Annotated in this window: 20 protein-coding genes and 1 pseudogene; 10 read left to right on the top strand and 11 right to left on the bottom strand. The window is 64.7% G+C overall.

The features are described from left to right. Positions 1 to 687 (top strand): annotated as a pseudogene (locus SE91_RS34325) (caspase family protein); the annotation flags it as partial. Positions 688 to 741: 54 nt separating this feature from the next. On the opposite strand, the gene SE91_RS34320 reads toward SE91_RS34325, so the two are convergent. Continuing rightward, positions 742 to 1,434: a DUF1345 domain-containing protein gene (locus SE91_RS34320; RefSeq protein ID WP_008540552.1), complete on the bottom strand. Its 693-nt coding sequence runs from the start codon at positions 1,432 to 1,434 to the stop codon at positions 742 to 744. A 9-nt stretch (positions 1,435 to 1,443) separates the two neighbouring features. Beyond that, positions 1,444 to 2,367, bottom strand: a complete 924-nt coding sequence (locus SE91_RS34315; protein ID WP_061850781.1) for a polyprenyl synthetase family protein — start codon at positions 2,365 to 2,367, stop codon at positions 1,444 to 1,446. A gap of 160 nt (positions 2,368 to 2,527) precedes the next feature. Here SE91_RS34315 and mtgA point away from each other — a divergent pair, with 160 nt between their 5' ends. The 3 genes from mtgA to SE91_RS34300 all read left to right on the top strand — a co-directional run bounded on the left by mtgA (position 2,528) and on the right by SE91_RS34300 (position 4,345). Further along, positions 2,528 to 3,202, top strand: coding sequence for a monofunctional biosynthetic peptidoglycan transglycosylase (gene mtgA / locus SE91_RS34310; protein ID WP_008540556.1), 675 nt, complete (start codon positions 2,528 to 2,530; stop codon positions 3,200 to 3,202). Positions 3,203 to 3,371: 169 nt separating this feature from the next. Then, on the top strand, positions 3,372 to 3,554 hold the full coding sequence (gene rpmF / locus SE91_RS34305; protein WP_007598106.1) for a 50S ribosomal protein L32: 183 nt from the start codon (positions 3,372 to 3,374) through the stop codon (positions 3,552 to 3,554). 137 nt (positions 3,555 to 3,691) lie between these two features. Next, complete coding sequence (locus SE91_RS34300; RefSeq protein WP_061850780.1) at positions 3,692 to 4,345, top strand: hypothetical protein; 654 nt, start codon at positions 3,692 to 3,694, stop codon at positions 4,343 to 4,345. Between the two features lie 6 nt (positions 4,346 to 4,351). On the opposite strand, the gene SE91_RS34295 is transcribed toward SE91_RS34300, so the two are convergent. Then, the gene (locus SE91_RS34295) at positions 4,352 to 4,618 is read right to left on the bottom strand and encodes a hypothetical protein (RefSeq protein WP_061851466.1); all 267 of its coding nucleotides are present in this window, start codon (positions 4,616 to 4,618) and stop codon (positions 4,352 to 4,354) included. Between the two features lie 221 nt (positions 4,619 to 4,839). Here SE91_RS34295 and SE91_RS34290 point away from each other — a divergent pair, with 221 nt between their 5' ends. Then, positions 4,840 to 6,534: a bifunctional diguanylate cyclase/phosphodiesterase gene (locus SE91_RS34290; RefSeq protein ID WP_061850779.1), complete on the top strand. Its 1,695-nt coding sequence runs from the start codon at positions 4,840 to 4,842 to the stop codon at positions 6,532 to 6,534. A 100-nt stretch (positions 6,535 to 6,634) separates the two neighbouring features. Here the strand turns inward: SE91_RS34290 and SE91_RS34285 are convergent, their stop codons facing one another. From SE91_RS34285 to SE91_RS34255, 7 genes are all read right to left on the bottom strand, one after another. Further along, positions 6,635 to 8,143 (bottom strand): tripartite tricarboxylate transporter permease, encoded by a 1,509-nt coding sequence (locus tag SE91_RS34285; protein ID WP_061850778.1) that lies wholly within the window; start codon positions 8,141 to 8,143, stop codon positions 6,635 to 6,637. 4 nt (positions 8,144 to 8,147) lie between these two features. Further along, on the bottom strand, positions 8,148 to 8,633 hold the full coding sequence (locus SE91_RS34280; RefSeq protein WP_061850777.1) for a tripartite tricarboxylate transporter TctB family protein: 486 nt from the start codon (positions 8,631 to 8,633) through the stop codon (positions 8,148 to 8,150). 181 nt (positions 8,634 to 8,814) lie between these two features. Then, complete coding sequence (locus SE91_RS34275) at positions 8,815 to 9,792, bottom strand: tripartite tricarboxylate transporter substrate binding protein (RefSeq protein ID WP_061850776.1); 978 nt, start codon at positions 9,790 to 9,792, stop codon at positions 8,815 to 8,817. A 203-nt stretch (positions 9,793 to 9,995) separates the two neighbouring features. After that, positions 9,996 to 12,866: a PAS-domain containing protein gene (locus SE91_RS34270; RefSeq protein ID WP_061850775.1), complete on the bottom strand. Its 2,871-nt coding sequence runs from the start codon at positions 12,864 to 12,866 to the stop codon at positions 9,996 to 9,998. Between the two features lie 238 nt (positions 12,867 to 13,104). Next, the gene (locus tag SE91_RS34265; RefSeq protein WP_061850774.1) at positions 13,105 to 13,980 is read right to left on the bottom strand and encodes a GNAT family N-acetyltransferase; all 876 of its coding nucleotides are present in this window, start codon (positions 13,978 to 13,980) and stop codon (positions 13,105 to 13,107) included. A gap of 41 nt (positions 13,981 to 14,021) precedes the next feature. Beyond that, positions 14,022 to 15,002, bottom strand: coding sequence for an amino acid--[acyl-carrier-protein] ligase (locus tag SE91_RS34260; protein WP_061850773.1), 981 nt, complete (start codon positions 15,000 to 15,002; stop codon positions 14,022 to 14,024). A gap of 55 nt (positions 15,003 to 15,057) precedes the next feature. Then, positions 15,058 to 16,275, bottom strand: coding sequence for an acyl-CoA dehydrogenase family protein (locus tag SE91_RS34255; protein ID WP_061850772.1), 1,218 nt, complete (start codon positions 16,273 to 16,275; stop codon positions 15,058 to 15,060). A 360-nt stretch (positions 16,276 to 16,635) separates the two neighbouring features. Between SE91_RS34255 and SE91_RS34250 the strand changes: the two genes are divergently transcribed. The 3 genes from SE91_RS34250 to mtnA all read left to right on the top strand — a co-directional run bounded on the left by SE91_RS34250 (position 16,636) and on the right by mtnA (position 19,184). Continuing rightward, complete coding sequence (locus SE91_RS34250) at positions 16,636 to 16,908, top strand: phosphopantetheine-binding protein (protein ID WP_061850771.1); 273 nt, start codon at positions 16,636 to 16,638, stop codon at positions 16,906 to 16,908. 275 nt (positions 16,909 to 17,183) lie between these two features. Continuing rightward, on the top strand, positions 17,184 to 18,059 hold the full coding sequence (locus tag SE91_RS34245; protein ID WP_061850770.1) for an S-methyl-5'-thioadenosine phosphorylase: 876 nt from the start codon (positions 17,184 to 17,186) through the stop codon (positions 18,057 to 18,059). Between the two features lie 18 nt (positions 18,060 to 18,077). After that, positions 18,078 to 19,184 (top strand): S-methyl-5-thioribose-1-phosphate isomerase, encoded by a 1,107-nt coding sequence (gene mtnA / locus SE91_RS34240; protein ID WP_061850769.1) that lies wholly within the window; start codon positions 18,078 to 18,080, stop codon positions 19,182 to 19,184. 109 nt (positions 19,185 to 19,293) lie between these two features. On the opposite strand, the gene SE91_RS34235 is transcribed toward mtnA, so the two are convergent. After that, entirely contained in the window at positions 19,294 to 19,929 is a 636-nt protein-coding gene (locus SE91_RS34235) for an HAD-IA family hydrolase (protein WP_008540605.1), read from the bottom strand. A 123-nt stretch (positions 19,930 to 20,052) separates the two neighbouring features. On the opposite strand from SE91_RS34235, the gene SE91_RS34230 reads away from it, so the two are divergent. Both SE91_RS34230 and SE91_RS34225 read left to right on the top strand, forming a co-directional pair. Beyond that, positions 20,053 to 20,811: a S1 family peptidase gene (locus SE91_RS34230; protein WP_061850768.1), complete on the top strand. Its 759-nt coding sequence runs from the start codon at positions 20,053 to 20,055 to the stop codon at positions 20,809 to 20,811. A gap of 124 nt (positions 20,812 to 20,935) precedes the next feature. Continuing rightward, entirely contained in the window at positions 20,936 to 22,438 is a 1,503-nt protein-coding gene (locus SE91_RS34225) for a flavin-containing monooxygenase (RefSeq protein WP_061850767.1), read from the top strand. The last annotated feature ends 81 nt before the right edge of the window (positions 22,439 to 22,519 follow it).

Genomic DNA, 22,519 nt, shown 5'->3' with positions numbered 1-22,519 from the left:
CAGGCTGCGGCCGCCGGACAGCAGCGGGTCAATCTCGCCGCCACGGCGCCGAGCGCTGCGCCGGCCAGCACGGCGAGCCCCGCCGGCACCAACGTCGCGGCACTGACGCCCGCGACTGCGTCCGCCGATCTCAGCCGCTCAGTGCAGGCCGAGCTCGGCCGCGTCGGTTGCTTCACCGGACAGGCCGATGGCAATTGGAATACGTCCTCGCAGCGGTCGCTGTCGCAGTTCAACCGCTATGCCGGCACCAAGCTCGACGTGAAGGTGGCCAGCACCGACGCGCTCGATACCGTCAAGACCAAGCAGTCGCGTGTGTGTCCGCTGGTGTGCGAGCACGGCTTCAAGGCCGACGGCGACAAATGCACAAAGATCGTCTGCCGCGCGGGTTATGCCGTCAACGATGACAATGAGTGCGAGAAGCAGCGTGCGGCCAAGCCGGCCAAGCCTGTAATCGCGAAGCGCGACGACGGCGACGAGCGTCCTGCAAGGCAGCGTCGCCAGTCTGCAGGCGCGGCAGGCGGCTATGGCGCCGCCGCCGGCATTGCTGCTGGCGCCGGTCGCGCCGCCGGCGGCGGGCAGGTCTACTGCAACAACACGGGTTGTCGTCCGGTCCATCGCGGTTGCCGGCTCGAATATCGCGGCGGCGGGGGCCCCGGCAATGACGCCAATGCCGAGGTCTGTTACTAGGGTTACGGTGTGGCTACATGGTCGTCCTGGCTTTTGCCGGGACGACCGGAGAGACTAAGTCGAGATCGCGCTCGCCGCGATATTCACCGTCAGCGCCAGCAATGCCGTGTTGTAGATGAAGGAGACGATGCCGTGCGCCGTCGCGGTGCGGCGGATGGTCTTGTCGGTGATGCCAACGTCGGAGACCTGCGCGGTCATGCCGATCACGAACGAGAAATAGACGAAATCCCAATAGTCGGCGTGGTCTTCCTTGTCGCCGCTCGGGAATTGCAGGCCGCCGGGCTTGGCGTTGCGGTAATAATCATGCGCGTAATGCAGCGCGAACGTCGTATGCACAGCCGCCCATGACAGCACGATGGTGGTGATCGCGACTGTGAGCTCGAGGACGCCGCGGTGCGGCGTACCGAGTTCGGAGACGATCGCCGCGATGCTGGCGAACGCGCCGGTCGCCGTTACCAGCAGGATCACGAAGCGGCCGTCGTCCTGCATGGCCGCGGCGCGACGGATGTGCTTGTGATCGTTGCACAGCATCATCGCGTAGACCAGCACGAGATAGGCCGCGATCAGCGCGTCCCAACCGAACAACAGCCGGGTCACCAGGCGGTGCGTGCCCGGCAGCAGCAGGCAGACGAGAATGCCGACGGCGAGCGCGATGAAGGTCCGTGGCCGCGCATAGAGCAACCGCATCGGCCGCGACATCTGGCGGAAGCGGACGAGGACGGGATCCTCTTTGCCGCCGGCCGCCATCGCCGCGCGTCAGTTCTTCCGTTCGGCGACAAAGCGCGCCGCGGCCTGCAACACGGCGGCGCGGTCGCCGAAGATCGACACCGCGCTGTCCGCGCGCGCGAGCAGATCGCGCACACGCTGCTTGGCGCCCTCGATGCCGAGTTGGGTGACGAAAGTGGTCTTGCCGAGCGCGGCATCGGCGCCGGCCGGCTTGCCGAGCGCAGCCGCATCGCCCTCGACGTCGAGCAGGTCGTCGGCGATCTGGAAGGCCTCGCCGAGCGCGCGGCCGTAGTCGTCGAGCGCCTGATATTCCTTCTGCGAGGCCTGGCCGAGGATCGCGCCGGCGATGCAGCCATAGCGCAGCAGCGCGCCGGTCTTCATCTGCTGAATGCGGGCGACGTCGATCGGCTCGTTGCCGCCGAAGCGGCCTTCGCCGGCAAGATCGAGGATCTGGCCGCCGACCATGCCGCCGATGCCGGCGCAGCGCGCCAGCGCCCGGGTCAGCAACAGCCGCACATTGGCGTCGCGATGGATCTCGTCCCGGGTGACGATGTCGAAGGCGAGCGTGAGCAGGCCGTCGCCGGCGAGGATCGCGGTCGCATCGTCGGTGTTCTTGTGCAGGGTGGGCCGGCCGCGGCGCAGATCCGAATTGTCCATCGCCGGCAGATCGTCGTGGATCAGCGAATAGCAGTGGATGCATTCGAGCGCGGCGCCCACGAGCAGCGCCGCTTCACGGGGCACGCCGAACACGGCCGCGCTTTCGACCACCAGGAACGGCCGCAGACGCTTGCCGCCGTTGAGGCTCGAATAGCGCATTGCGTCCATCAGTCGCTTGGGCCGGGCGATCTCGTCGTGCAGGATGTCGTCCGACAGCAAGCGGCCGAGCAGGGCCTCGGTGTCATCAGCGGTCTTGTCCAGACGATTGGCGAAATCGGACGGGGACGTGCCGGTCATCAAGAAGGGCTCCAGAACTAAATTCGGCGGGACAATCCTTTATGCGCCCGCCCCAGTCAATCGCTTGGAAGGCCTAAAAAGTGCTGGAAAAGGCCCGAATAATCACAGACTTAATGGTCTGGCCCGTCGCCGCGTTTCATTTTGTGCCGGAAAGGTCGATTTGCGCATCGTTAAAATCCTTCTCCTGGTGCTCGTGGTCGCAGCTCTCGCGCCCTATGTGATCGCGCCGTTTTATCGGGTCGGCCATCCGGTTTCGACGCTGATGGCCTGGCGTTCGCTCCGGGGTGCGCCGATGCAGCGGCAATGGATCGATCTGGCGGCGATGTCGCCCTATCTGCCGCGCGCGGTGGTGGCAGCGGAGGACGCGCATTTCTGCAAGCATCACGGCATCGATTGGGGGGCGCTGCGCGAGGCGATCGATGACGCGCAGGAGGACGGCACGCCGTTCCGGGGTGCCTCCACCATCACCCAGCAGGTCGCAAAGAACCTGTTCCTCTGGCAGGGCCGGGATTTCGTCCGCAAAGCGCTGGAGTTCCCGCTGGCGCTCTGGATCGACCTCGTCCTGCCCAAGCAGCGGATCCTAGAGATTTATCTCAACATCGCCGAACTCGGCCCGCAGGGGCAATTTGGCGTCGAGGCAGCCAGCGCCTATGCCTTCGGCAAGTCGGCGGCCAACCTTTCGTCCCGGGAAGCCGCCCTCCTGGCCTCGATCCTGCCGAATCCGGTCAAACGCAGCGCCCGAACCCCCGGCCCGGGCGTCCGGCGGCTGGCGGCGACCTATATGGCGCGGGGGCAGGCGAGCTCGCTTGCGACCTGCTGGCGCGAAAATCGCTGATTTCGGGCCCATTCGGGGCGTATTTTCCGGCCCAAGAGCCTAGCTTTACGGCCAGCCTTCCTCTATAAGCCCGGCCTTGATCGGCATTCAGCTCGCCTCCTATTGCGGGTGCTGAGCCGTCCCTTCGCGGACGATGCCCTGATGACACCAATCCCTAGAGGATATTGAAATGGCCGTTCCGAGAAGAAAAACCTCGCCGTCGCGCCGTGGCATGCGCCGCTCGGCAGACGCCATCAAGAAGCCGACCTATGTCGAAGACAAGGACTCCGGCGAGCTCCGTCGTCCGCACCATCTCGACCTCAAGACCGGCATGTACAAGGGCCGTCAGGTCCTGAAAAAGAAAGAGTCCTAAGGGACCTTTCTTCAGGCGGGACGATCGCGCTGCCTGATTTCGGCCAACCCATGAGCTAGACGGTGACGGCGGCGGAGCAAATGCTTCGCCGCCGCATTGTCCTGTCCGGATATCTTGATCGAGAAGGCATTTTGCCGATGGTCGGTTTCCCGCTGCTTCTGATCCCGCTCGCAGTCTACAACATCATCGCCTTCCTGATGCCGACCGTGTCCTTCACGGACGTGCTGTTCAAGGTCCCGATGGTGTCCGGCGAGGTCTGGCCGGTCACGCTCGCCGATCTCCTGCTCGCGCTCGGCGTGGTGCTGCTGCTGCTCGAAGTGGTCAAGGGGGCCCGGCCCGGCTCCAAATTCCTGATGGACCATCTGCTGTCGCTGATCGTGTTCGGCGCGGCCGCGGCCGAATTCGTGATGTGGCCCAAATTCGGCAACTCCACCTTTTTCCTGCTGGTGCTACTTGCGATGGCCGACTTTTTCGCCGGCATCGCCCAGCGCACGCGCCGTCGCGTCACCTATGTCGCCGAGACGACGGTGGCCGCGCCACGCAAGGCCAAGCGCCAGGCCGAAGCGCCGGCAGAGGATGTGGCGTCCGAGCGCAAGTTCGAGCCGGTGATTGCGCCGCAGGCGGCACCGGCCGAGCCGCCCGCACCTTCGGCGCAATCCGTCGCCGAGTCCGTGCTGATGGATCATCCTGCGCCAAAGCCCGCACCGGGCGCGCCGTCGCCGGAAATTCCCTCGCCGCATCTCCAGCCGGGTAACGGCACACCGCCGTCTTCCGAGACGCCGCCGCGCTGATCGGCCTCAAGCCACCTGCCGTGTCCGCGCGCTGACGCTTTGCAGCGGACGTTTGCTGCCATAGGCCATCTGCGCATCTTCGGACGAGGCGCGGCGGAGCCGGCGCGTCTGGGGCAATTGCTCGGCATTGGCGATCAGCTGGGTGACGAAGCTGGGATCGGGGCGGGGCAGGGGCATTTTGTGGACCCACGCAAGCGTAGGCAGCATCGGCACCAGGTCCGTGCCCGTGCGCGTGCCGTTGTCCACTTCGTCCAATCGATCGGTACCCAACATCGCCATCACCGTTGATCCGGCGGAGCCTGTCGCGTTTCGGGACGCTGGCGCCGGTGCGTGTCAGTACTCGCAAGGCCTATGCCGGCTGAGCCTACTTGGTTCCCGACCACCTTGGAAACGTGGTTTCCAAATTGTTTATGAACTTTGCCTAGGGTCGAAGACGAATCTGGCTTTATCCTGTACCGGCTCAGGACTCTCTGCTGTCCCGAAACGAGGCGATCTTGACCCCTGCATTGCCGCAAGCCTCCGACATTCTGGCCGCGCTCGGCCAGGCCGTGTTCGCCTGGGACATCGCCAGCGACGTCATCGTCTGGGGTGAGCAGGTCAGCGCCGTCTTCCCGAACATTCCCGCCGAACGGCTCGCCACCGGGGCCGAGTTCGCCAAGCTAATCGAGCCGGCGCAGACGCTGCGGACCGCGGCGCTGGCGCAGACCTCCGCCGTGCATGGTGCCGACGGCACGCCGTATCGGGTCGAGTACGGCGTGCGCATGAGTGCCTCCGATCCCGTGGTCTGGGTCGAGGAGACCGGCCGCTGGTTTGCCGGTCCCGACGGCCGCCCCACGCGCGCGATCGGCTCCGTGCGCATCAACAATGAGCGCCATGCCCGCGATGAGGAGCTGTCGAAGCTGGCCCGGCTCGATCCGCTGACCGGCGAGCTCAACCGCTCCCATCTGATCGCGGCCTTAGCCGAGTCCATCGAGGAGACGACCCGCTTCCGCTCGACCGCGGCCTTCATGCTGGTCGGCATCGACCATCTCGCCCGTGTCAACGACGCCTTCGGCTTCGACGTTGCCGATGCCGTGATCCTCGACGTCGCCAAGCGCATACGCGCGCGCTTGCGCGGCGGCGACGTGCTCGGCCGCTTCTCCGGCAACAAGTTCGGCCTGATCCTGAAGAACTGCACCGTCGACGACATGAACGTCGCCGCCGAGCGCTTCCTCGCCGGCATCCGCGACGAGGTGGTGCCGACCAAATCAGGCCCGGTCTCGGTCACCGCATCGATCGGCGCGGTCAGCGTGCCGCGCTATGCCCGCAACACCGATGAAGCCGTCAACCGCGCCCATGAGACGCTGGATGCCGCCAAGCGCCGCCGTGTCGGCTCGTTCGCGGCGTGGCGCCCGGATGCCGCGCGCGACGCGCAGCGCCGGGTCAACATCCGCGTCACCGACGAGATCGTCACCGCGCTGAACGAGCGCCGTATCAAGCTCGCCTATGAGCCGGTGGTGGCGGCTGCCACGCGCGAACGCGCGTTCCACGAATGCCTGGTGAGGATGGACCAGGGCGACGGCCAGGTGCTGCTGGCGCCCGACATCGTGCCGGTCGCCGAGCGGCTCGGGCTGATCCGCTTGGTGGATCATCGTGTGCTCGAGCTCGTGGTCGCCGAGCTCGCGGCCGCGCCCGACATCTGCCTCAGCCTCAACATCTCGCCCGACACGACGATGGATCCGGACTGGTGGGCGGGAATCGAATCGCTGATGCAGGCCCATCCCGGCGTTGCCGAGCGGCTGATCGTCGAGATCACCGAAACGGTTGCGATCCAGGACATCGACGACGTTCGCGCCTTCGTCGGCCGCCTCAAGCATTTCGGCAGTCGGATCGCCATCGACGATTTCGGTGCCGGCTACACCTCGTTCCGCAATCTGCGCAAGCTCGGCGTCGACATCGTCAAGATCGACGGCGCCTTCGTGCAGAACATCACCCGTTCCGCCGACGACCGCGCCTTCGTGCAGACCCTGATCGATCTCGCCCGCCGCCTCGACATCAAGACCGTGGCCGAATGGGTGCAGGATGAAGAAGCCGCAAGCATGCTGCGCGACTGGGGCTGCGACTATATCCAGGGGCGCCTGATCGGGCTGGCATCAGCCGAGCGGCCATGGGGCGGGACGACGGATAGCGCGCTGCCTGCGGCGAGCTGATGAATCGTAGGGTGGGTTAGCCGAAGGCGTAACCCACCACTTTACTATCCGCGTCGAGAGAAGTGGTGGATTGCGCCTGCGGCTAATCCACCCTACGAGATCACGCCCCTTCATCCAGCGCCACCAGTTCGCGCTTCTTGCGCAGTGCGGGCAATAGCGGCGCTATCAACAGCACCAGCGCGAACGCCAGGCACGTTGCCGAGATCGGCCGCTGCACGAAGGTCCAGAGATCGCCTTGTGACAGGATCAGCGATTTGCGCAGATTGTTCTCCAGCATCGGCCCAAGCACGAAAGCGAGCACCAGCGGCGCCGGCTCGTAGCCGAGCTTGCGCATGAAATAGCCGATGATCCCGAACGCGATCATCACATAGACGTCGAACACGTTGTTGCTCGAGCAATAGACGCCGATGATGGTGAAGAGGATGATGAGCGGAAACAGGATGTTGTAGGGCAGCTTCAGCAGCTGCACCCACATGCCGATCATCGGCAGATTGAGCACCAGCAGCATAACGTTGCCGATATACATGCTGGCGACGATGCCCCAGAACAGGCCGGGATTCTGCGTGATCATCAGCGGTCCCGGCTGCAGGCCGTGAACCACGAAGGCGCCGAGCAGCAGCGCCATCACCACGTTCGGAGGGATGCCGAGCGTCATCAGCGGAATGAAAGCGCCGCCGGCCGCGGCGTTGTTGGCGGATTCGGGGCCCGCGACGCCTTCGATGGCGCCGTGGCCGAACCGCTCCGGCGTTTTCGACAGCCGCTTCTCCAGCGCATAGGAGCCGAACGACGCCACGACAGCGCCGTCGCCAGGCAGAATACCGAGCAGGAAACCGAGCAGCGTACCGCGCCCTACCGGGCCTGCGCTCGCCTGCCAATCGGCTTTGCTCGGCAATAGCTGCGTGATCTTCGTGTCGATGATGTCGCGCTTGATCGCCTGCTCGGTGTTGAGCAGCACCTCGGCGACGCCGAAGAGGCCCATCACGACGGGCACGAGCCCGATGCCGTCGATCAGCTCCATGCGGCCGAAGGTCAGCCGCGGCTGTGCCGTGATGCTGTCGAGCCCGACCAGTCCGAGCACGACGCCGATACAGGCCATCAGCAGCGCCTTCGGCATCGAGCCCTGGGTCAGGAAGGTCAGCACCACGAGGCCGAGCACCATCAGGCTGAAATATTCGGCCGGGCCGAACGCGATGGCGATGCTGGCAAGCCGCGGCGCCACCAGCATCAAGGCGATCAACGCAAAGGTGCCGGCGATGAACGAGCCGAAGGCGGAGATGCCGAGTGCGGGACCGGCGCGGCCCTGCTTGGCCATCTGATGACCGTCGATACAGGTGACGACGGAAGCGGCCTCGCCGGGGATGTTGACCAGGATCGACGTGGTCGAGCCGCCATACATCGAGCCGTAATAGATGCCGGCCATCATGATGATGCCGGACTCCGGCGTGCCTGAGAGCGTCACGGGCAGCAGCAGCGACATCGCCGAGATCGGGCCGATGCCCGGCAGCACGCCGACCAGCGTGCCAATGAAGACGCCGATGAAGCAATAGAGGAGGTTGATCCCGGTCAGCGCGATGCCGAACCCGTGCGCGACATTGGCGAGCGTATCCATGTGATCAGCCGATCCCGAACAGGCCCGAGGGCAACTGGATCAAGAGCAGGCGCTTGAGCACCCACCACATGCCCATGGGCACCAGCACGGCGATCGGGACCGCCAGCGTCCAGCGCACGGGGTCGATCAGCCGCAACAGCAGCAGCACCAAAGGGATCGACGACAACAGGAAGCCCAGCGGTTCCAGCGCAAGAGAGAATGCGGCGAGGCAGGCGATGACGAGAAGCGGCTTGCCCCAGCGTGCATTCTCCCAGCGCGAGGCCAGGGTAGCCCCGCCTTCAGTGACGGCGGAGATGATGATGGAGCCTGCGAACACGCAGATCAGGATGCCGGTGTAGAACAGCACGTAGCCCGAGCCGGGATCATTGATGGTGCCGAGCTTGAGCTTCAGGCCCTGCCAGATCACGAAGCCGCCGATCGCGAGCCCGATCAAGCCGCCCCAGAGCTCGGAGTTGCTGAGGCGAAGTTTGACGTTGGTTTGGTCGTTCATCGATTCTCTCTCGTGCCCCGGACGCAGCGCAGCAGCCATAAGTGCGTTCACGCACGTCTTCGACGTGCTATGGCGGTGCGCTGCAGAACCGGGGCCCATCAGTGTGGGCGAAAAAGCTGGTCCCGGCCCTGCGCAGCAGCGTTGCACGCTGCAGCGCGTCCGGGACACAAGCAGTGCGACTCTACTTCTTCGCCAGCCCAAGCGTCTCGATCACCTTGCGTTCGGACTCCGTGACCTCGACGACGAACTTCTTGTAGTCCTCGGTGTTCTTGTAGTTCGGGACCATGTCGAACTTGGCGAGCGTCGCGATCACCGCGGGGTCGTCGAGCGCCTTCTTGAAGGCATCGTGCAGCTTGGCGACGATCTTGGGATCCATTCCCTTCGGGCCGGCGATGCCGAACGGGGAATCATAGACCATGGAATAGCCAAGCTCCTTCAGCGTCGGCACATCAGGGTAATTCGGTGAACGGGTACCGGTCCACACCATCAGCAGTTTCAGCTTGCCGGCGTCGACCAGCGGCCGCCATCCCGTGGAATCAGCCTGAAGCATGGTGTGCTGGCCGAGCACGGCGGCATTGGTCTCCGCGCCGCCCTTGAACGGCACCTGCGTCAGCTTGATGCCGGCCATCCCAGCGATCTGCTCCATCCCGATATGCAGCGAGGTGCCGGCACCGGGGGTTGCGTAGGTCACCTTGCCCGGGTTGGCCTTGGCGAACTCCACCACGTCCTTCCAGCTCTTGAACTGCGACTCCGCGCTGGTGGTGACACCGAAGGTGTAGCCGGTGAGGTGGACGATGTAACTGAAATCCTTCGCCGGATCCCATGACACCTCCTGCATCAAGGGCAGGCGGAATACGGTGATCGGAATCTGCGAGATGGTGTAGCCGTCCGGCTTCGCCCCCGCTGCCATGGTCGCGGGCCCCACCGTGCCGCCACCGCCGGCCTTGTTGTCGATCACGATCGGCTGCCCCAGGGCCTTCGAAGCGCTGTCGGCGATCGCGCGCATCGAGATGTCGGTCGACCCGCCAGCCGGCCATGGCACGATCAGCGTGATCGGTTTGCTGGGATAATCCTGCGCATTGGCGCCAGTGGTGAGCACTGCACCCATGACCGCATGCACGGCGGCAAAGGCAATCGTCTTCAGCCCGTATTGCAACATCGAAAAGCCTCCCTCGCAGCAACCGCGCTCGGGCCGCCGCTCCTCATTCTTGTGGCACGATTGTTCACGAAATCACGGGAGAAGAAAAGCGCCATTGCGCGCGCTGGGCGAGGAGCCGGACGGCAACCCGACCGGCAACGATGCGTGCGACAATTGGTCGTTCGAAGATGTACCGAGATACGGAATTTGAGCGGGCGATACCGCTACGCCACGCGCCGGAACGTGCTCAGCGTCTCGATGGCATGGCGGACCTCGGCCGCCGGGCACGGCTTGCCGAAATAATAGCCCTGCACCGCGGTGCAGCCGCATTCGCGGACGAAGTCGAGCTGCTCCTCGGTCTCCACGCCCTCCGCCGTAGTCTCGACGCCGAGCACGGAGCCGAGGCTGGCAATGGTGCGGACGATGGCGACGCTCTCCGGGCTTTCGCCGAGCGTGCCGACGAAGGAGCGGTCGATCTTGATGCGATCGAACGGGAATTTGCGCAGATAGCTCAGCGAGGAATAGCCGATGCCGAAATCGTCGAGGCTGACCCGCACCCCTAAGGTGCGGAGCTGGTGGAGAATCTCGATCGTAGCCTCGCTGTCGTCGAGCAATGCCGTCTCGGTGACCTCGAGCTCGAGCCGGTGTGGCGGGAGGCCGGCTTCGGCAAGCGCGCTCGTGACCATCGACACCAAGCCGCGCGAGCGGAACTGCACCGGCGACAGGTTGACCGCGACGGTGACGTCGGGCCAGGACACCGCGGTCGCACAGGCGTTGCGCAGCACCCATTCGCTGATTGGGACGATCAGTCCGGTCTCTTCCGCGATCGGAATGAATTCGGCCGGCGAGACGAAGCCGCGCGAGGGATGCTTCCAGCGCAGCAGCGCCTCGAAACCGGTGAGTTCGGAGTTGTCGAGGCGGACCTGCGGCTGGAACACCAGATGGAACTCACGCGCCTCCAGGGCGCCGCGCAGGTCGTGCTCCAGCGCGTGCCGGCTGCGCGCCTCTTCCTCCATCTCGGGCTCGAACAGCTGATAGGCGCCGCGTCCCTTGGCCTTGGCCTGGTAGAGGGCGAGGTCGGCGCATTTCATCAGTTCGTCGGCATCGAGCCCGTGATCGGGCGCGATCGCGATCCCGACGGAGACGCCGACATGGATCGATTGGTTTTCCAGCGGCGGCGGGTGGCCGATGATCTCGACCAGGTGGCGGGCGAGCTTTTCGGCCGATTGCGGCTGTGGTCCGCGCTGGAGCACGGCGAACTCGTCGCCGCCCAGCCGTGCGACGGTGTCGTGCTCGCCGACATTCTCCTTCAGTCGCGCCGCGACCCAGCGCAGCAGCCGGTCGCCGGCGGCGTGGCCGAGGCGATCGTTGACGGTCTTGAAATTGTCGAGGTCGAAGCACAGCACGGCCATCGCGCCGCCGGCGATCGCGACCTGGTTCAACCCTTCGCTCATCTTCTCGCGGAACAGCGTGCGGTTGGGCAGGTCGGTCAGCGAATCGTGGCGCGCCATGTGCGCGACGCGGGCCTGGGCCTTGTGGCGCTCGGTGACGTCCTCATAGGTGACGACCCAGCCGCCATGCTCCATCCGCTTGTGATTGAGCTTGATGATGCGGCCGTCGCTCAAATGGCGGTGCAACGTGTGCTCGCCTTCGCGCAGTCTCTCGACATAGTCGGCATAGAGCCGCGCACCGGTGGTGCTCGGATGGATGCCGAGCTCGCAGCTGTGCTCCATAATCTCGCGCATAGAGACGCCCGGCTTCACGATCTCGGGCGACAGCCCGTACATCTCGATGTAGCGGCGGTTGCAGACGATCACGCGCAGGCTCGAATCGAGCATGCACAGGCCCTGGCTCATATTGTTCAACGCGGCGTCGAAGCGGCGATATTGTTCGCTCAGTTCTTCGACCGCGTGCTCGCGCTCGGTGATGTCCTCGTAGGTGGCCACGAAGCCGCCATCTGGCAGCGCGCAATAGCGCACCGAGATGACGGCGCCGTTCGACATGCGTCGTCGCATCGGCGAGGAATCGCGGCTCGCAATCCTCGCGCTCGCGGCTTCCATGAGCTGTCGCGGACTGTATTCGGAAGCGAACGCGCCGTTGTCCATCGACCGCTCGATCAGTTCGGAAAGATGCGTGCCGGGCCTGGTCTCCTCCGGCGACAACAGGTAGATCTTTCGGTAGGTGGTGTTGCAGACGCGCAGGCGCATGTCGCTGTCGTAGAAGGCGAGCCCGTGCGCCATGTTCTCGAGAGCCGCATCGAGGATGAAGTTCTGCTGCCGCAGCGTCTCCTCGTATTGCAGCCGCTCGGTGACGTCCTCATGCACCGTCACCCAGCCGCCGTCGGGCAGGAAGCGGGAGACCGCCTGCACCATGCGTCCGTCGTAGCGCATCACCAGCAGGGTCTTCGCTTTCCTGGCGCGCACGTCATCCAGACGGCTCTGGTGAAATTCGTCGCCCTGCATGCCCGGCAAATTGCCGCGCGACATCCAGTGCTCGATGACCGTACAGTGCGTGACCCCCGGTTTTACGATGTCGGGGTCGAGGTTGTAGAGCTTCAGGAAGCGCTCGTTGCAGACCACGACGCGGCTCTCGGCGTCGTACATGATCAGGCCATGCGACATGTTGGAGAGCGCATGCTGGCTGCGCTCGGTCTGCACAAGCAATTCCGCCTCGAGCCGGGCGAGCCGGCTGACGTCGTCGCAGATCGTCATCCACCCGCCGCCAGGCAGCGGCTTCAGCTCGAGGGCCATGACGATGCCGCTTGCGAGCCGCTGCTCGGTTCGGAACGGTTTGCCGCCTGCGATCTGAGCGATCCGCGCCGAATACAGCGCGTCGAGCTCGCTTTCCGGAAAATTGCCGCGGCTCGCGCTGTGCGCGAGCACCTCGCGATAGCTCGTTCCCACCCGGACGAATTCGGCCGACATGTCGAAAAAGGAGAGATAGCGCTGATTGACCAGCACGATCCGGTTGTCGGCATCGTAGACGCAGACGCCCTGCTCCATATGGTCGAGCGCGAGCTGGCTCAGCGCAACCAGGGCTTCCGGGCCCTGTTCGCGGCGTGCGGCACCAAGCTCGTTGTCGCGGGTCGACGTCATGGGATCGGCGGGATCTCGGCGGGCAATGGACTTAACGCAACGTAATTCAGCCGCCGAGGGTAGCGAAGAGGCCGGAAAATTCCCTTAAGCGCCGTAGTTTACGGAGGGTGACTGGTGATGGAGAGAGGCGTGTTCCGCACGCGAATGCGGGACCTGCAAGCCAGCCTGGCTGAAAGCGCGCAATAAATCCCGCCGTCGTCCTGTTCGCAGGGACGACAGCGGATGCTTGGTTGATCTCCTACGGCCCGTACAACACGAGTTCCGTGTCGGTGAGGTCGGCGAGTTGCGGCCGGTGCGGGCCCTTGAAATATTTGCGGCCACGCCGCTCGGTATAAATACCCACCAAGCCGGGAATCGGGCCGTTGGAATCGACCGTCACCGAGATCTTGCCGAGCCGCAGCAGCAGCCGGCCGATGCGGCCCGCGCAGGCGGCGTATTCGGCAGTGTTGCGGCAGTAGATCAGCTTCATCGCCGGCGGTGCGATGAAGCCGCGGCGGATGCGCACCGCTTGCAGGACGAAGGGGAAGGTCCCCTGCGGCGTGCGGCAGACCAGGCTGAGACAATTGTAGCGTGCATGCCGCGTCAGAAGCTCGGTCTCGGTTTCGGATAGCCCCTCGATCGCCTTGGCATGCTGCGAGATGACCTCGATCTTGCTCCAGCGCGGGGCCCGCGCCAGCGCAGGCACCGAGAAGAAGATGCCGTGGCAATAGGCACGGAAACCCTGCGTCTCGATGATCGGCCAGGTCCACGGCGCCGGGCTGATGTTGAGATAGGTGACGTCCTTGTGCCGCTGCGCGATCTTGGTGAGCAGCGGAGCATAGTTGCGGTAGGCCGGATCGACGTACCAGCTCGACAGGTTGCACTGGATGGCGGTCTCATCGCCGCCCTGGCGCGCCGTGTAGATCAGCAGCAGCACGCCGACCGGCGTGCCGCCATCGTCGAGCATGTAGCCGAAGCGCGGATAGCCTTCCGGCACGGCCCGGAAGGCCTGCCGGCGCAGGCCCTGCATCCAGTATTCGCGCGAACGCCCGACGAAGCCGCGCGTCAGCAGATCCGCGATCTTATCGACGTCGGCCTCGGTAATCTCGCGGCATCGGACCTTGGTGTGAATCACGCTCGTCTTGCCCGTGGAAATGGTCGGCCTCGTGAATTTTGTTAGCGCCAGCCTTCGCCATGGGCATCGGCCGAAGCGCGTGGCTGCATGCCCATGATCTCGCGGACCTTCGCGGGCCAGGCGGAAAGATCTGTGCCGTGGGTGTGGAACATGGCAACCGCGAGCCGGTCCATGCCGAAAGCGACACAGCCGGTGTGGGCCGGCTCGCCATTGGCGTCCTGGATGCCCCAGGTCGTGCCGAAATGTTCGCGGTGATAGTTGAAGCTCATGCAGGCGGTCGGCTGCTCTTCCGAGCGCAGCGGAATCAGGAGCTCGAATTTGAGCTGCTGCTGCTTCTGGCTCACCGCTTTCATCTGGCCGACGCGGCCGAAGAAGGGATCGCTGGCATAGTCGACGCGGAAGGTCAGGCCGAGGTCGCGGGCCATCGCCTGCGCGCGGACCATCCAGCGTTCGCGGAAGTCAGCGACGTCATCGGCCGTGCCGATGCAGACATATTCGCGCATCCGGAACGATTGCAGCCGGTCGAGATGCTTGGACGGTTCGCGGCGGAAGCAGTCGGCGGCGACGTCGAAGCGCAGGCCACCCTTCGGCAACTGACCGCGGCCTGCGGCGATCGGGTAGACGGGATAGCAGGCGGCCGGGGACAGCACGAGGTCGGCCGGCGACAGCGAGGTGGTCCAGTCGCCGCCGGCGTCGAAGCGGCTCACTGCGGCGTTGATCTCGCGCTCGGTGCCGTGCAGGCCGCAGACGCAGCCGAGCAGGTTCGGAAAGCTCTTGAGGTAGCCGGATTTTTCCAGCTGAGCCCGGCTCATCACGGGCGGAAAGCGCATCACCTCGGTACCGGCCTCCCGGTGGCCGGTGATCAGCGCAGCGAGCCGCTCGACGACGCCCTCGTAAAGCGCGGTGCGGGCGTAGACGCCGTCCGAGCCCATCGGATGGAACAGCTTGTCGGCGAGATGATCGAGCGGATCGATGAGTTGCGGCGCGGTCTCGGGCGAATCGGGGAGGACGGCAATGTTCATGGGTCGATGTCCTGCTATCTCAAAATTGTTCTTGTTGTTTCAGTCGGCAAGCACGTCAGTCGTGAAGGCTCGATGGCACGCCGCTCATCAAGGTCGATGTCGCGGCGTTGGCGAGTATGCGATCGTTGTTGATCATGATCGGCGACGACAGCACGTCGCGCAGGTGACGGCCCATGGTGAACTCGCCGTCGTTGCGGTAGCCGGAAAGGCCCGCCGTGCGCATCGCGTGCATCACGGTTTCGACCGCGAGCTCGGACGCCTGCACCTTCAAGAGTGTGATCGAGGACTGGAAGTCGAGCGAGCTCAGCGCGCGCTCGTCATGCTCGGCGCGGGCGAAGGCGTCGATGTTGGCGGCGATCAGCGCGCGCAGCTTGGCCAGCGACATTTTCGCGGCCGTGAAGTGCGCCGCAGCCGGCGGCATCTGGCCGCCCGACGAGCGAGCCGCCTTGCGGATGAACGCCTGCGCGCGGGTCACGGCCGCAGCGGCAATGCCGGCCCAGGCCGACGACCAGCACAGATGCGCGAACGGCGTCATGGTCTGGGCATGGATCTTGTCATAGGATTCCGGGAAGACACGGTCGGCGGGGCAATCGACCTTCAGCTCGAAGCCGGTCGAGCAGGTGCCGCGCATGCCGAGCGTTTCCCAGCCCAGCGTCCGCTTCAGCGCGTAATCGTCCTTGGCAAGCGCCAGCAGCACCTGGTCGGAGGCCGCCGCATCGGTGGCGCGTCGCGCGATGGTGACGAGGCCATCGGCTTCGGCCCCGTAGGAGATCACGGTGGCGTCGCGGACCAGCGAAACGGTGTCGCCGGCGTGGTCGACGGCGGCCGCGCTGGCGCGGATGTTGCCACCGTTCTGGCCTTCGGTCGTGGAGGAGGCGAGCAGCCACTGGTCGCGGGCGACCCGGCGCATCATGGTTTCCATCCAGGGGATGCCGTGGCCGTGCCTGATAACGCAGGCCACCTTGGTCTGGTGCATCGCGTAGATCATCGCGGTCGACGCGCAGGCGCGCCCAAGCGTGTAGCAGATATCGGTGACGTCGTAGATCGAGGCGCCGAAGCCGCCGAACTCGACCGGGATCATGACGCCGAGCAGTTTCTGCTCGCGCGCCACCTCGAAGGCCTTGTGGGGGAAGCGGGCGTCGCGATCGACCCCGTCGGCGTCGGCCGCGGCCGCTGCGGCCGTCCGCGCGGCACGTTCGACCAGGGAGGGACCCTGCTCGAGGAAGTTCGTCTGCATTTCGTCGACAGTGAGGACTGCTTCACGCACGTTCATACTCGTCCGCCTCCGGTTTGCCGTTCGAGATCGCCGGCATCATTCGCGATGCCGCTTGAAGCGATCCTCCGACCATCTTTGCTTGTGAGACGAGGCTACGGATTTAATTCAAATTCGTCGATGAAATAGAGGGTAAACAAAGCCCAATTCCGAACGAACAGTTAAGGTGCGGTTGTTTGCATCGCGGGAATTTCGCGGATCCTGTTAGGGATCTGGAAGAGGCCGGAATTTTAGTCAATCTGAGTCATCGTTTACTAAGGAAAGCGAAGTAATCCTCACGCCCATTGCAGGACCGACTGGCTGCGACCATCGTAGCCGGCAGTCCGGTCCGACCTCGATAGACAGATGGGAATTTTGCCGATGCAGGCCTTCGATACCGATTTGCGCGATCGCATCATCAAGCTGGTGAAGGGGATTCTCGAACAGAATTCGCTCACCGCTGACGTCACGCCGCAGGCGAAGCTGGTCGATGTCGGCCTCACCTCGATGGACATGGTCAATCTGATGCTCGGCGTCGAAGCCGAGTTCGACTTCACCATCCCGCAATCCGAAATCACGCCGGAGAATTTCCAGTCCGTCGAGACGCTGGAGCGGATGGTCGCCGCCCAGCTGCAGCTGGCGAACGCCGCTTAAACGAGGGCGCGCGGCTCCTTCCACGGTGTCGTCCCTGCGAATGCAGGGGCCCATACCGCGGAATCTATCGACCTTTGATGGTCGCAGTACCGAACGACGAGTCTTCGCCCAACCACGGCCTGTGGTTATGGGTCCCTGCGTTCGCAGGGACGACACTGGGAGTGTGGGCCCCGCACTCCTCACACCACCGGCATCGCCGCCGTCCCCGTTCCAAATCCGTCGCAAAGCTGGCATAGCTTAACCATGTCGCAGGTAGCTGACAGGGTGGAGTAGGTATGACGCAGGCGGTATTGGGCATCATCGGCGGTTCCGGCATCTATGATCTGCCGGGGCTCGAGGGTGCGCGCGAAGAGGTGATCAAGAGCCCGTGGGGCGAGCCGTCGGCGCCGGTGCGGCGTGGCACCATGGCGGGCCTGCCGATCGTGTTTCTGCCGCGGCATGACAAAGGCCATCGGCTGTCCCCCTCCGATATCAATTATCGCGCCAATATCGACGTGCTGAAGCGGGCCGGTGTCACCAGCCTGATCTCGCTGTCGGCCTGCGGTTCCTTTAGGGAGGAGCTGCCGCCCGGCACCTTCGTCCTGGTCGATCAGTTCGTCGATCGCACCCACAAGCGTGAAAGCTCGTTCTTCGGCAGGGGCTGCGTCGCGCATGTGTCGATGGCGCATCCGGTCTCGCCGCGGCTGCGCATCCACCTGGCCGCGGCCGCCGAGGCCGAAGGCATCGCGATCGCGCGGACCGGGACCTATGTCTGCATGGAGGGGCCGCAATTCTCCACTTACGCGGAGAGCATGACCTACAAGACGCTGGGCTATTCCGTGATCGGCATGACCAACATGCCCGAGGCGAAGCTCGCGCGCGAAGCGGAAATTTGCTATGCCACCGTCGCGATGGTGACGGATTTCGATTGCTGGCATCCCGACCACGACGCCGTCACCGTGCAGGACATCATCCGCGTGTTGACCTCGAACGCCGACAAGGCGAAGGCGCTGGTGGCGCGGCTGGCAAAGGATTTTCCGCGCGAGCACGAGCCGTGCCCGATCGGTTCGGACCGTGCGCTCGACACCGCGCTGATCACGGCGCCCGAGGCGCGTGATCCCGAACTTCTGAAGAAGCTCGATGCGGTGGCAGGGCGTATCCTGCGCGGCTGAAGGGAAAGGCAGAGCGCCATGAAAGTCGACGGCAAGCATTTCCGCAGCATCTGGCGCGAGCGCGATGGCTGGTCGGTCGGCGCGATCGACCAGCGCAGGCTGCCGCACGAATTCATCGTCGCGAAGCTGACGTCCTGCGAGGACGCGGCAGTCGCCATTCGCGACATGCTGGTGCGCGGCGCGCCGCTGATCGGCGCCACCGCAGCCTATGGCATGGCGCTCGCAATGCGCGAGGATGCTTCGGACGCGGGCCTGAAGCGTGCCTACGAGCGGCTCGTCGTGGCGCGGCCGACCGCGATCAATCTGAAATGGGCGCTGGACGAAATGCGCGCGACACTCGCGCCGATCGATCCGGCCGAACGGGCGGAGGCGGCGTATGCGCGCGCGGACGAGATCGCCGAGCAGGACGTCGAGATCAATCGCGGCATCGCCGACAATGGCCTGAAGCTGATCGAGGCGGTCGCGGCGAAGAAGCCGGGCGAGACGGTGAACGTCCTCACCCATTGCAACGCCGGCTGGCTCGCGACGGTCGACTGGGGCACGGCGACGGCGCCGATCTATCTCGCGCATGAGCGCGGCATCAAGATCCATGTCTGGGTCGACGAGACCCGTCCGCGCAACCAGGGCGCTTCGCTCACCGCCTGGGAGCTCGGCCATCATGGTGTGCCGCACACGGTGATCCCGGACAATACCGGCGGCCATCTGATGCAGCACGGCATGGTCGATCTCGCCATCGTCGGCACCGACCGCGTCGCCGCCAATGGCGACGTCTGCAACAAGATCGGCACCTATCTGAAGGCGCTCGCCGCGCACGACAACCGTGTGCCGTTCTACGTCGCGCTGCCCTCGCCGACGATCGATTTCGCCGTTCATGACGGCATTCGCGATATCCCGATCGAGCAGCGCAGCGGCACGGAGGTTACCGACATGACCGGCCGCACCGCCGACGGCCGGCTGGAGACGGTCCGCATCGTCCCGGAGAACTCGCCGGTCGCGAATTATGCATTCGACGTCACGCCTGCGCGGCTCGTCACCGGCCTGATCACCGAGCGGGGCGTGCTGAAGCCCGACCGTGCCGCGTTGGCAGCGGCGTTTCCGGAGCGGATTGCAACTGCGGCGGAGTAGGTCTCGTAGGGTGGGCAAAGGCGCGTAAGCGCCGTGCCCACCATCTTCATTCCGTGCCGTGAGCTTTGGTGGGCACGCTTCGCTTTGCCCACCCTACAGGTTTCGCGAACTAGGTCAGCTTTAACCCTGTCGCCTTCTCGAGATCCGCGATCGCCTGGGCGCCGCTCGTCACCTTGATCGTGGTCATACCCATCTCGCGCGCGGGCTTGAGGTTGACGCCGAGGTCGTCGAGATAGACGCAGCTCTTGGGATCGACCTTTAGCGTCTCGACCATCAGGCTGTAGATGCGGGGATCGGGCTTGCGCAGGCCGATCTTGGCGGATTCGATGACATGGTCGAACAGCACCATCACCTCCGCGACATAGAGTGAGCGTCCGGTCATGCTGCCAATGGCGTTGGCCGGAAGGTTGTTGGTGATGCAGCCGGTCTTGAACTGCGCCTTGATGCGCTTCAGCGCCTCGACCATCTCGGGGCGCAGATCGCCCTGCAGCAGCGGCAGCACGTCGCGGCCGCGCACCTCTGCGCCGAGCGCGCCTGATTCCTCGGCGAACAAGAGGTCGAACGTGTCGATATCCACCTCGGCCCGTTCGAACTTGGCCCAGGCATTCTCCAGATGGTTGGCGGCGTTGGTGCGCCGGATGATGTCGGCGGGCAGGCCGCGCTCGGTCTCGAACCGCGTGAACGCCTCGAACGGCGAGCTCGTCAACACGCCGCCAAAATCAAAGATCACAGCTTCGATCGTCAAGGTCCCGACCTCGTCAATTCCGTACAGAGATTGCTGACAAGACGGCTAGCACGCGCTATCGGCAAGGGCCAGCCCGAACCAAGCTCGGCCCCTGACCGACCAGATCGCCGAGGCGTATGCCCCATGAAGACTATCGCGACATTCATCACGACAGTTCTGTTGCTGGCCACGCCGGCTCACGCCATCGTCGGCGGCGGGACGCCGCAGGCCGACGGTGTCGCGCGTGCCGTGGTCACGATCGTCGGCTCGCGCGGTAATTTCTGCACCGGCAGCCTGATTGCGCCGAAACTGGTGCTCACCGTCGCGCACTGCGTGCAGCCTGGTGCAGACTACAAGATCGTCGATCGCGGCAACGACGGCCAGCCGCAATTGCTGAACGTCCGCACCGTCGCGATCCATCCGAGCTTCAACATGCAGGCGATGCAGGCGCATCGGGCCACCGCCGACGTGGCGCTGCTGCAACTGGAAATTCCACTCAAGGGAAAATCGACGGTGACTGTCGGCACGCCGACGATTCCCATCCGGGTCGGCAGCCGCTTCACGATCGCGGGCATCGGCGTCACCACGAGCGGCGATGGCAAGAGCGGCGGCATCACACGAGTTGCTGCGCTGGTCACCACTGGCCAGCCTGGCACGCTCCAGATCCGACTGGTCGATCCCCTAACCAACGGTGTTCGCGGCGGAATCGGCGCTTGCACCGGCGATTCCGGCGGTCCCGTGTTCGAGGACAGGCCGAACGGTGCCGTGGTCGTCGGCGTCGTCAGCTGGTCCACCGGGCCGAACGGCGCTGCCGGCTGCGGTGGGTTGACGGGCGTCACGCCGCTCACGCTCTACCGCGACTGGATTCTGCAGACCGCGCGGAGCTGGGGTGCGGCGCTGTGATTTGACGTTGACCTGATCTATGTCATTTTGAACGGGAAGCGCGGCGAACCACAGTGTCCGTCGCGGAGGAAACGCGCCGTCCGACCAAGGCCGGCCACAAGAACAAGCAAGGCAACAAGCAACGATGAATGTCGCCGTTCGCGGTCACACCGCCACCAAGCAAGCTTCCGAACATTTCGACGTGCTGATCGTCGGTGCCGGCATCTCCGGCATCGGCAGCGCCTACCACATCAACAAGCAGCTGCCGGGCACGAGCTACGTCATCCTGGAAACGCAGGCGACGTTCGGCGGCACCTGGAGTACGCATCGCTATCCCGGCATCCGCTCGGACAGCGACCTTCACACCTTCGGCTACAGCTTCAAGCCCTGGGTCGGGCCGCCGATCGCCACCGCCGAGGAGATCCTCTCCTACATGAAAGAGGTGATCGACGACAACGATATCGCCCGCCACATCCGCTACAAGCACAAGATCAATTCGGCGAGCTGGTCGAGCGAGCAGAATCTCTGGACCATCGAGGCTGTGACGACCGACACCGGGGAAGCAAAGACCTTCACCGCGAACTTCCTCTGGATGTGCCAGGGCTACTATCGGCATTCGGAAGGCTACACGCCGGAATGGAGGGGCATGGATCGCTTTAAGGGCCGCATCGTTCATCCGCAGACCTGGCCTGACGATCTCGATCTCGGAAACAAGAAGGTGGTCGTGATCGGCTCGGGCGCGACCGCGGCGACGCTGGTGCCGAACATTGCGGACAAATGTGCGCATGTCACCATGCTCCAGCGCTCTCCAACCTATTTCCGGCTCGGCCGCAATGCCATCGAGATCGCGGAGGAACTGCGCAGGCTTCAGGTCGACGAGGCGTGGATCCACGAGATCGTCCGCCGCAAGATTCTGTTCGAGCAAGACGCATTCACCAAGCTGTGCGTCTCCAAGCCGGAGCAGGTGAAGAAGGATCTGATCGGCCAGATCAGCGCGGTTCTCGGTCCCGACTACGACGTCGAGACGCATTTCACGCCAACTTACCGGCCGTGGCGGCAGCGCATCGCGTTCGTGCCCGATGCCGATCTGTTCAAGGGCATCGCCAGCGGCAAGGCCTCCGTCGTCACCGACGAGATCGAGTGCTTCGTCGAGAACGGCATCCAGCTCAAATCCGGCAAGTTGCTGGAGGCCGATGTCGTGGTCACCGCAACCGGCTTCAACCTCGCCGCACTCGGCGACATCGCCTTCGAGATCGACGGCAAGCCGCTCGCCTTCGGCGATACCGTCACCTATCGCGGCATGATGTTTACTGGCGTGCCGAACATGGTCTGGGTGTTCGGCTATTTCCGCGCGAGCTGGACGCTGCGCGTCGATCTCGTCGCCGATTTCGTCTGCCGGCTGCTCGGTCACATGAAGGCCAGGGGCGCAAAGAAGGTCGAGGTAAGCCTGCGTCCCGAAGACCACAACATGCCGATCCTGCCCTGGATCGATCCGGAAAACTTCAACCCCGGCTACATGATGCGCAACATGGATCTGTTGCCCAAGCGCGGTGACAAGGCGGAATGGCAGCACAGCCAGGATTACTGGACCGAGAAGGACGAGATCCCCAAGACGGATCTGGATGACAAGGTGTTTGTGTATGGGTGAGGGGAGCGCGTGAGGGCACGATAGCGACCGCTACACACTCCGCTGTCGTCCTTGCGAACGCAGGGACCCATGCCGCGGATT

This window comes from Bradyrhizobium sp. DOA1 (assembly GCF_001593325.1).
Classification (GTDB): domain Bacteria; phylum Pseudomonadota; class Alphaproteobacteria; order Rhizobiales; family Xanthobacteraceae; genus Bradyrhizobium.
The sequence above is the reverse complement of the archived record's forward strand: the minus strand, read 5'-3'. Positions and strand labels throughout refer to the sequence as shown.

What these genes read in the sequence shown, in the direction of transcription:
- mtnA (WP_061850769.1), top strand. Translation starts at nt 18,078, where the DNA reads ATGAAAGTCGACGGCAAGCATTTCCGCAGCATCTGGCGCGAGCGCGAT.
- SE91_RS34295 (WP_061851466.1), bottom strand. Translation starts at nt 4,618, where the DNA reads ATGTTGGGTACCGATCGATTGGACGAAGTGGACAACGGCACGCGCACG.
- SE91_RS34275 (WP_061850776.1), bottom strand. Translation starts at nt 9,792, where the DNA reads ATGTTGCAATACGGGCTGAAGACGATTGCCTTTGCCGCCGTGCATGCG.
- SE91_RS34270 (WP_061850775.1), bottom strand. Translation starts at nt 12,866, where the DNA reads ATGACGTCGACCCGCGACAACGAGCTTGGTGCCGCACGCCGCGAACAG.
- SE91_RS34300 (WP_061850780.1), top strand. Translation starts at nt 3,692, where the DNA reads ATGGTCGGTTTCCCGCTGCTTCTGATCCCGCTCGCAGTCTACAACATC.
- SE91_RS34255 (WP_061850772.1), bottom strand. Translation starts at nt 16,275, where the DNA reads ATGAACGTGCGTGAAGCAGTCCTCACTGTCGACGAAATGCAGACGAAC.
- SE91_RS34285 (WP_061850778.1), bottom strand. Translation starts at nt 8,143, where the DNA reads ATGGATACGCTCGCCAATGTCGCGCACGGGTTCGGCATCGCGCTGACC.
- SE91_RS34320 (WP_008540552.1), bottom strand. Translation starts at nt 1,434, where the DNA reads ATGGCGGCCGGCGGCAAAGAGGATCCCGTCCTCGTCCGCTTCCGCCAG.
- SE91_RS34280 (WP_061850777.1), bottom strand. Translation starts at nt 8,633, where the DNA reads ATGAACGACCAAACCAACGTCAAACTTCGCCTCAGCAACTCCGAGCTC.
- SE91_RS34225 (WP_061850767.1), top strand. Translation starts at nt 20,936, where the DNA reads ATGAATGTCGCCGTTCGCGGTCACACCGCCACCAAGCAAGCTTCCGAA.
- SE91_RS34230 (WP_061850768.1), top strand. Translation starts at nt 20,053, where the DNA reads ATGAAGACTATCGCGACATTCATCACGACAGTTCTGTTGCTGGCCACG.
- rpmF (WP_007598106.1), top strand. Translation starts at nt 3,372, where the DNA reads ATGGCCGTTCCGAGAAGAAAAACCTCGCCGTCGCGCCGTGGCATGCGC.
- SE91_RS34245 (WP_061850770.1), top strand. Translation starts at nt 17,184, where the DNA reads ATGACGCAGGCGGTATTGGGCATCATCGGCGGTTCCGGCATCTATGAT.
- SE91_RS34315 (WP_061850781.1), bottom strand. Translation starts at nt 2,367, where the DNA reads ATGACCGGCACGTCCCCGTCCGATTTCGCCAATCGTCTGGACAAGACC.
- SE91_RS34260 (WP_061850773.1), bottom strand. Translation starts at nt 15,002, where the DNA reads ATGAACATTGCCGTCCTCCCCGATTCGCCCGAGACCGCGCCGCAACTC.
- SE91_RS34250 (WP_061850771.1), top strand. Translation starts at nt 16,636, where the DNA reads ATGCAGGCCTTCGATACCGATTTGCGCGATCGCATCATCAAGCTGGTG.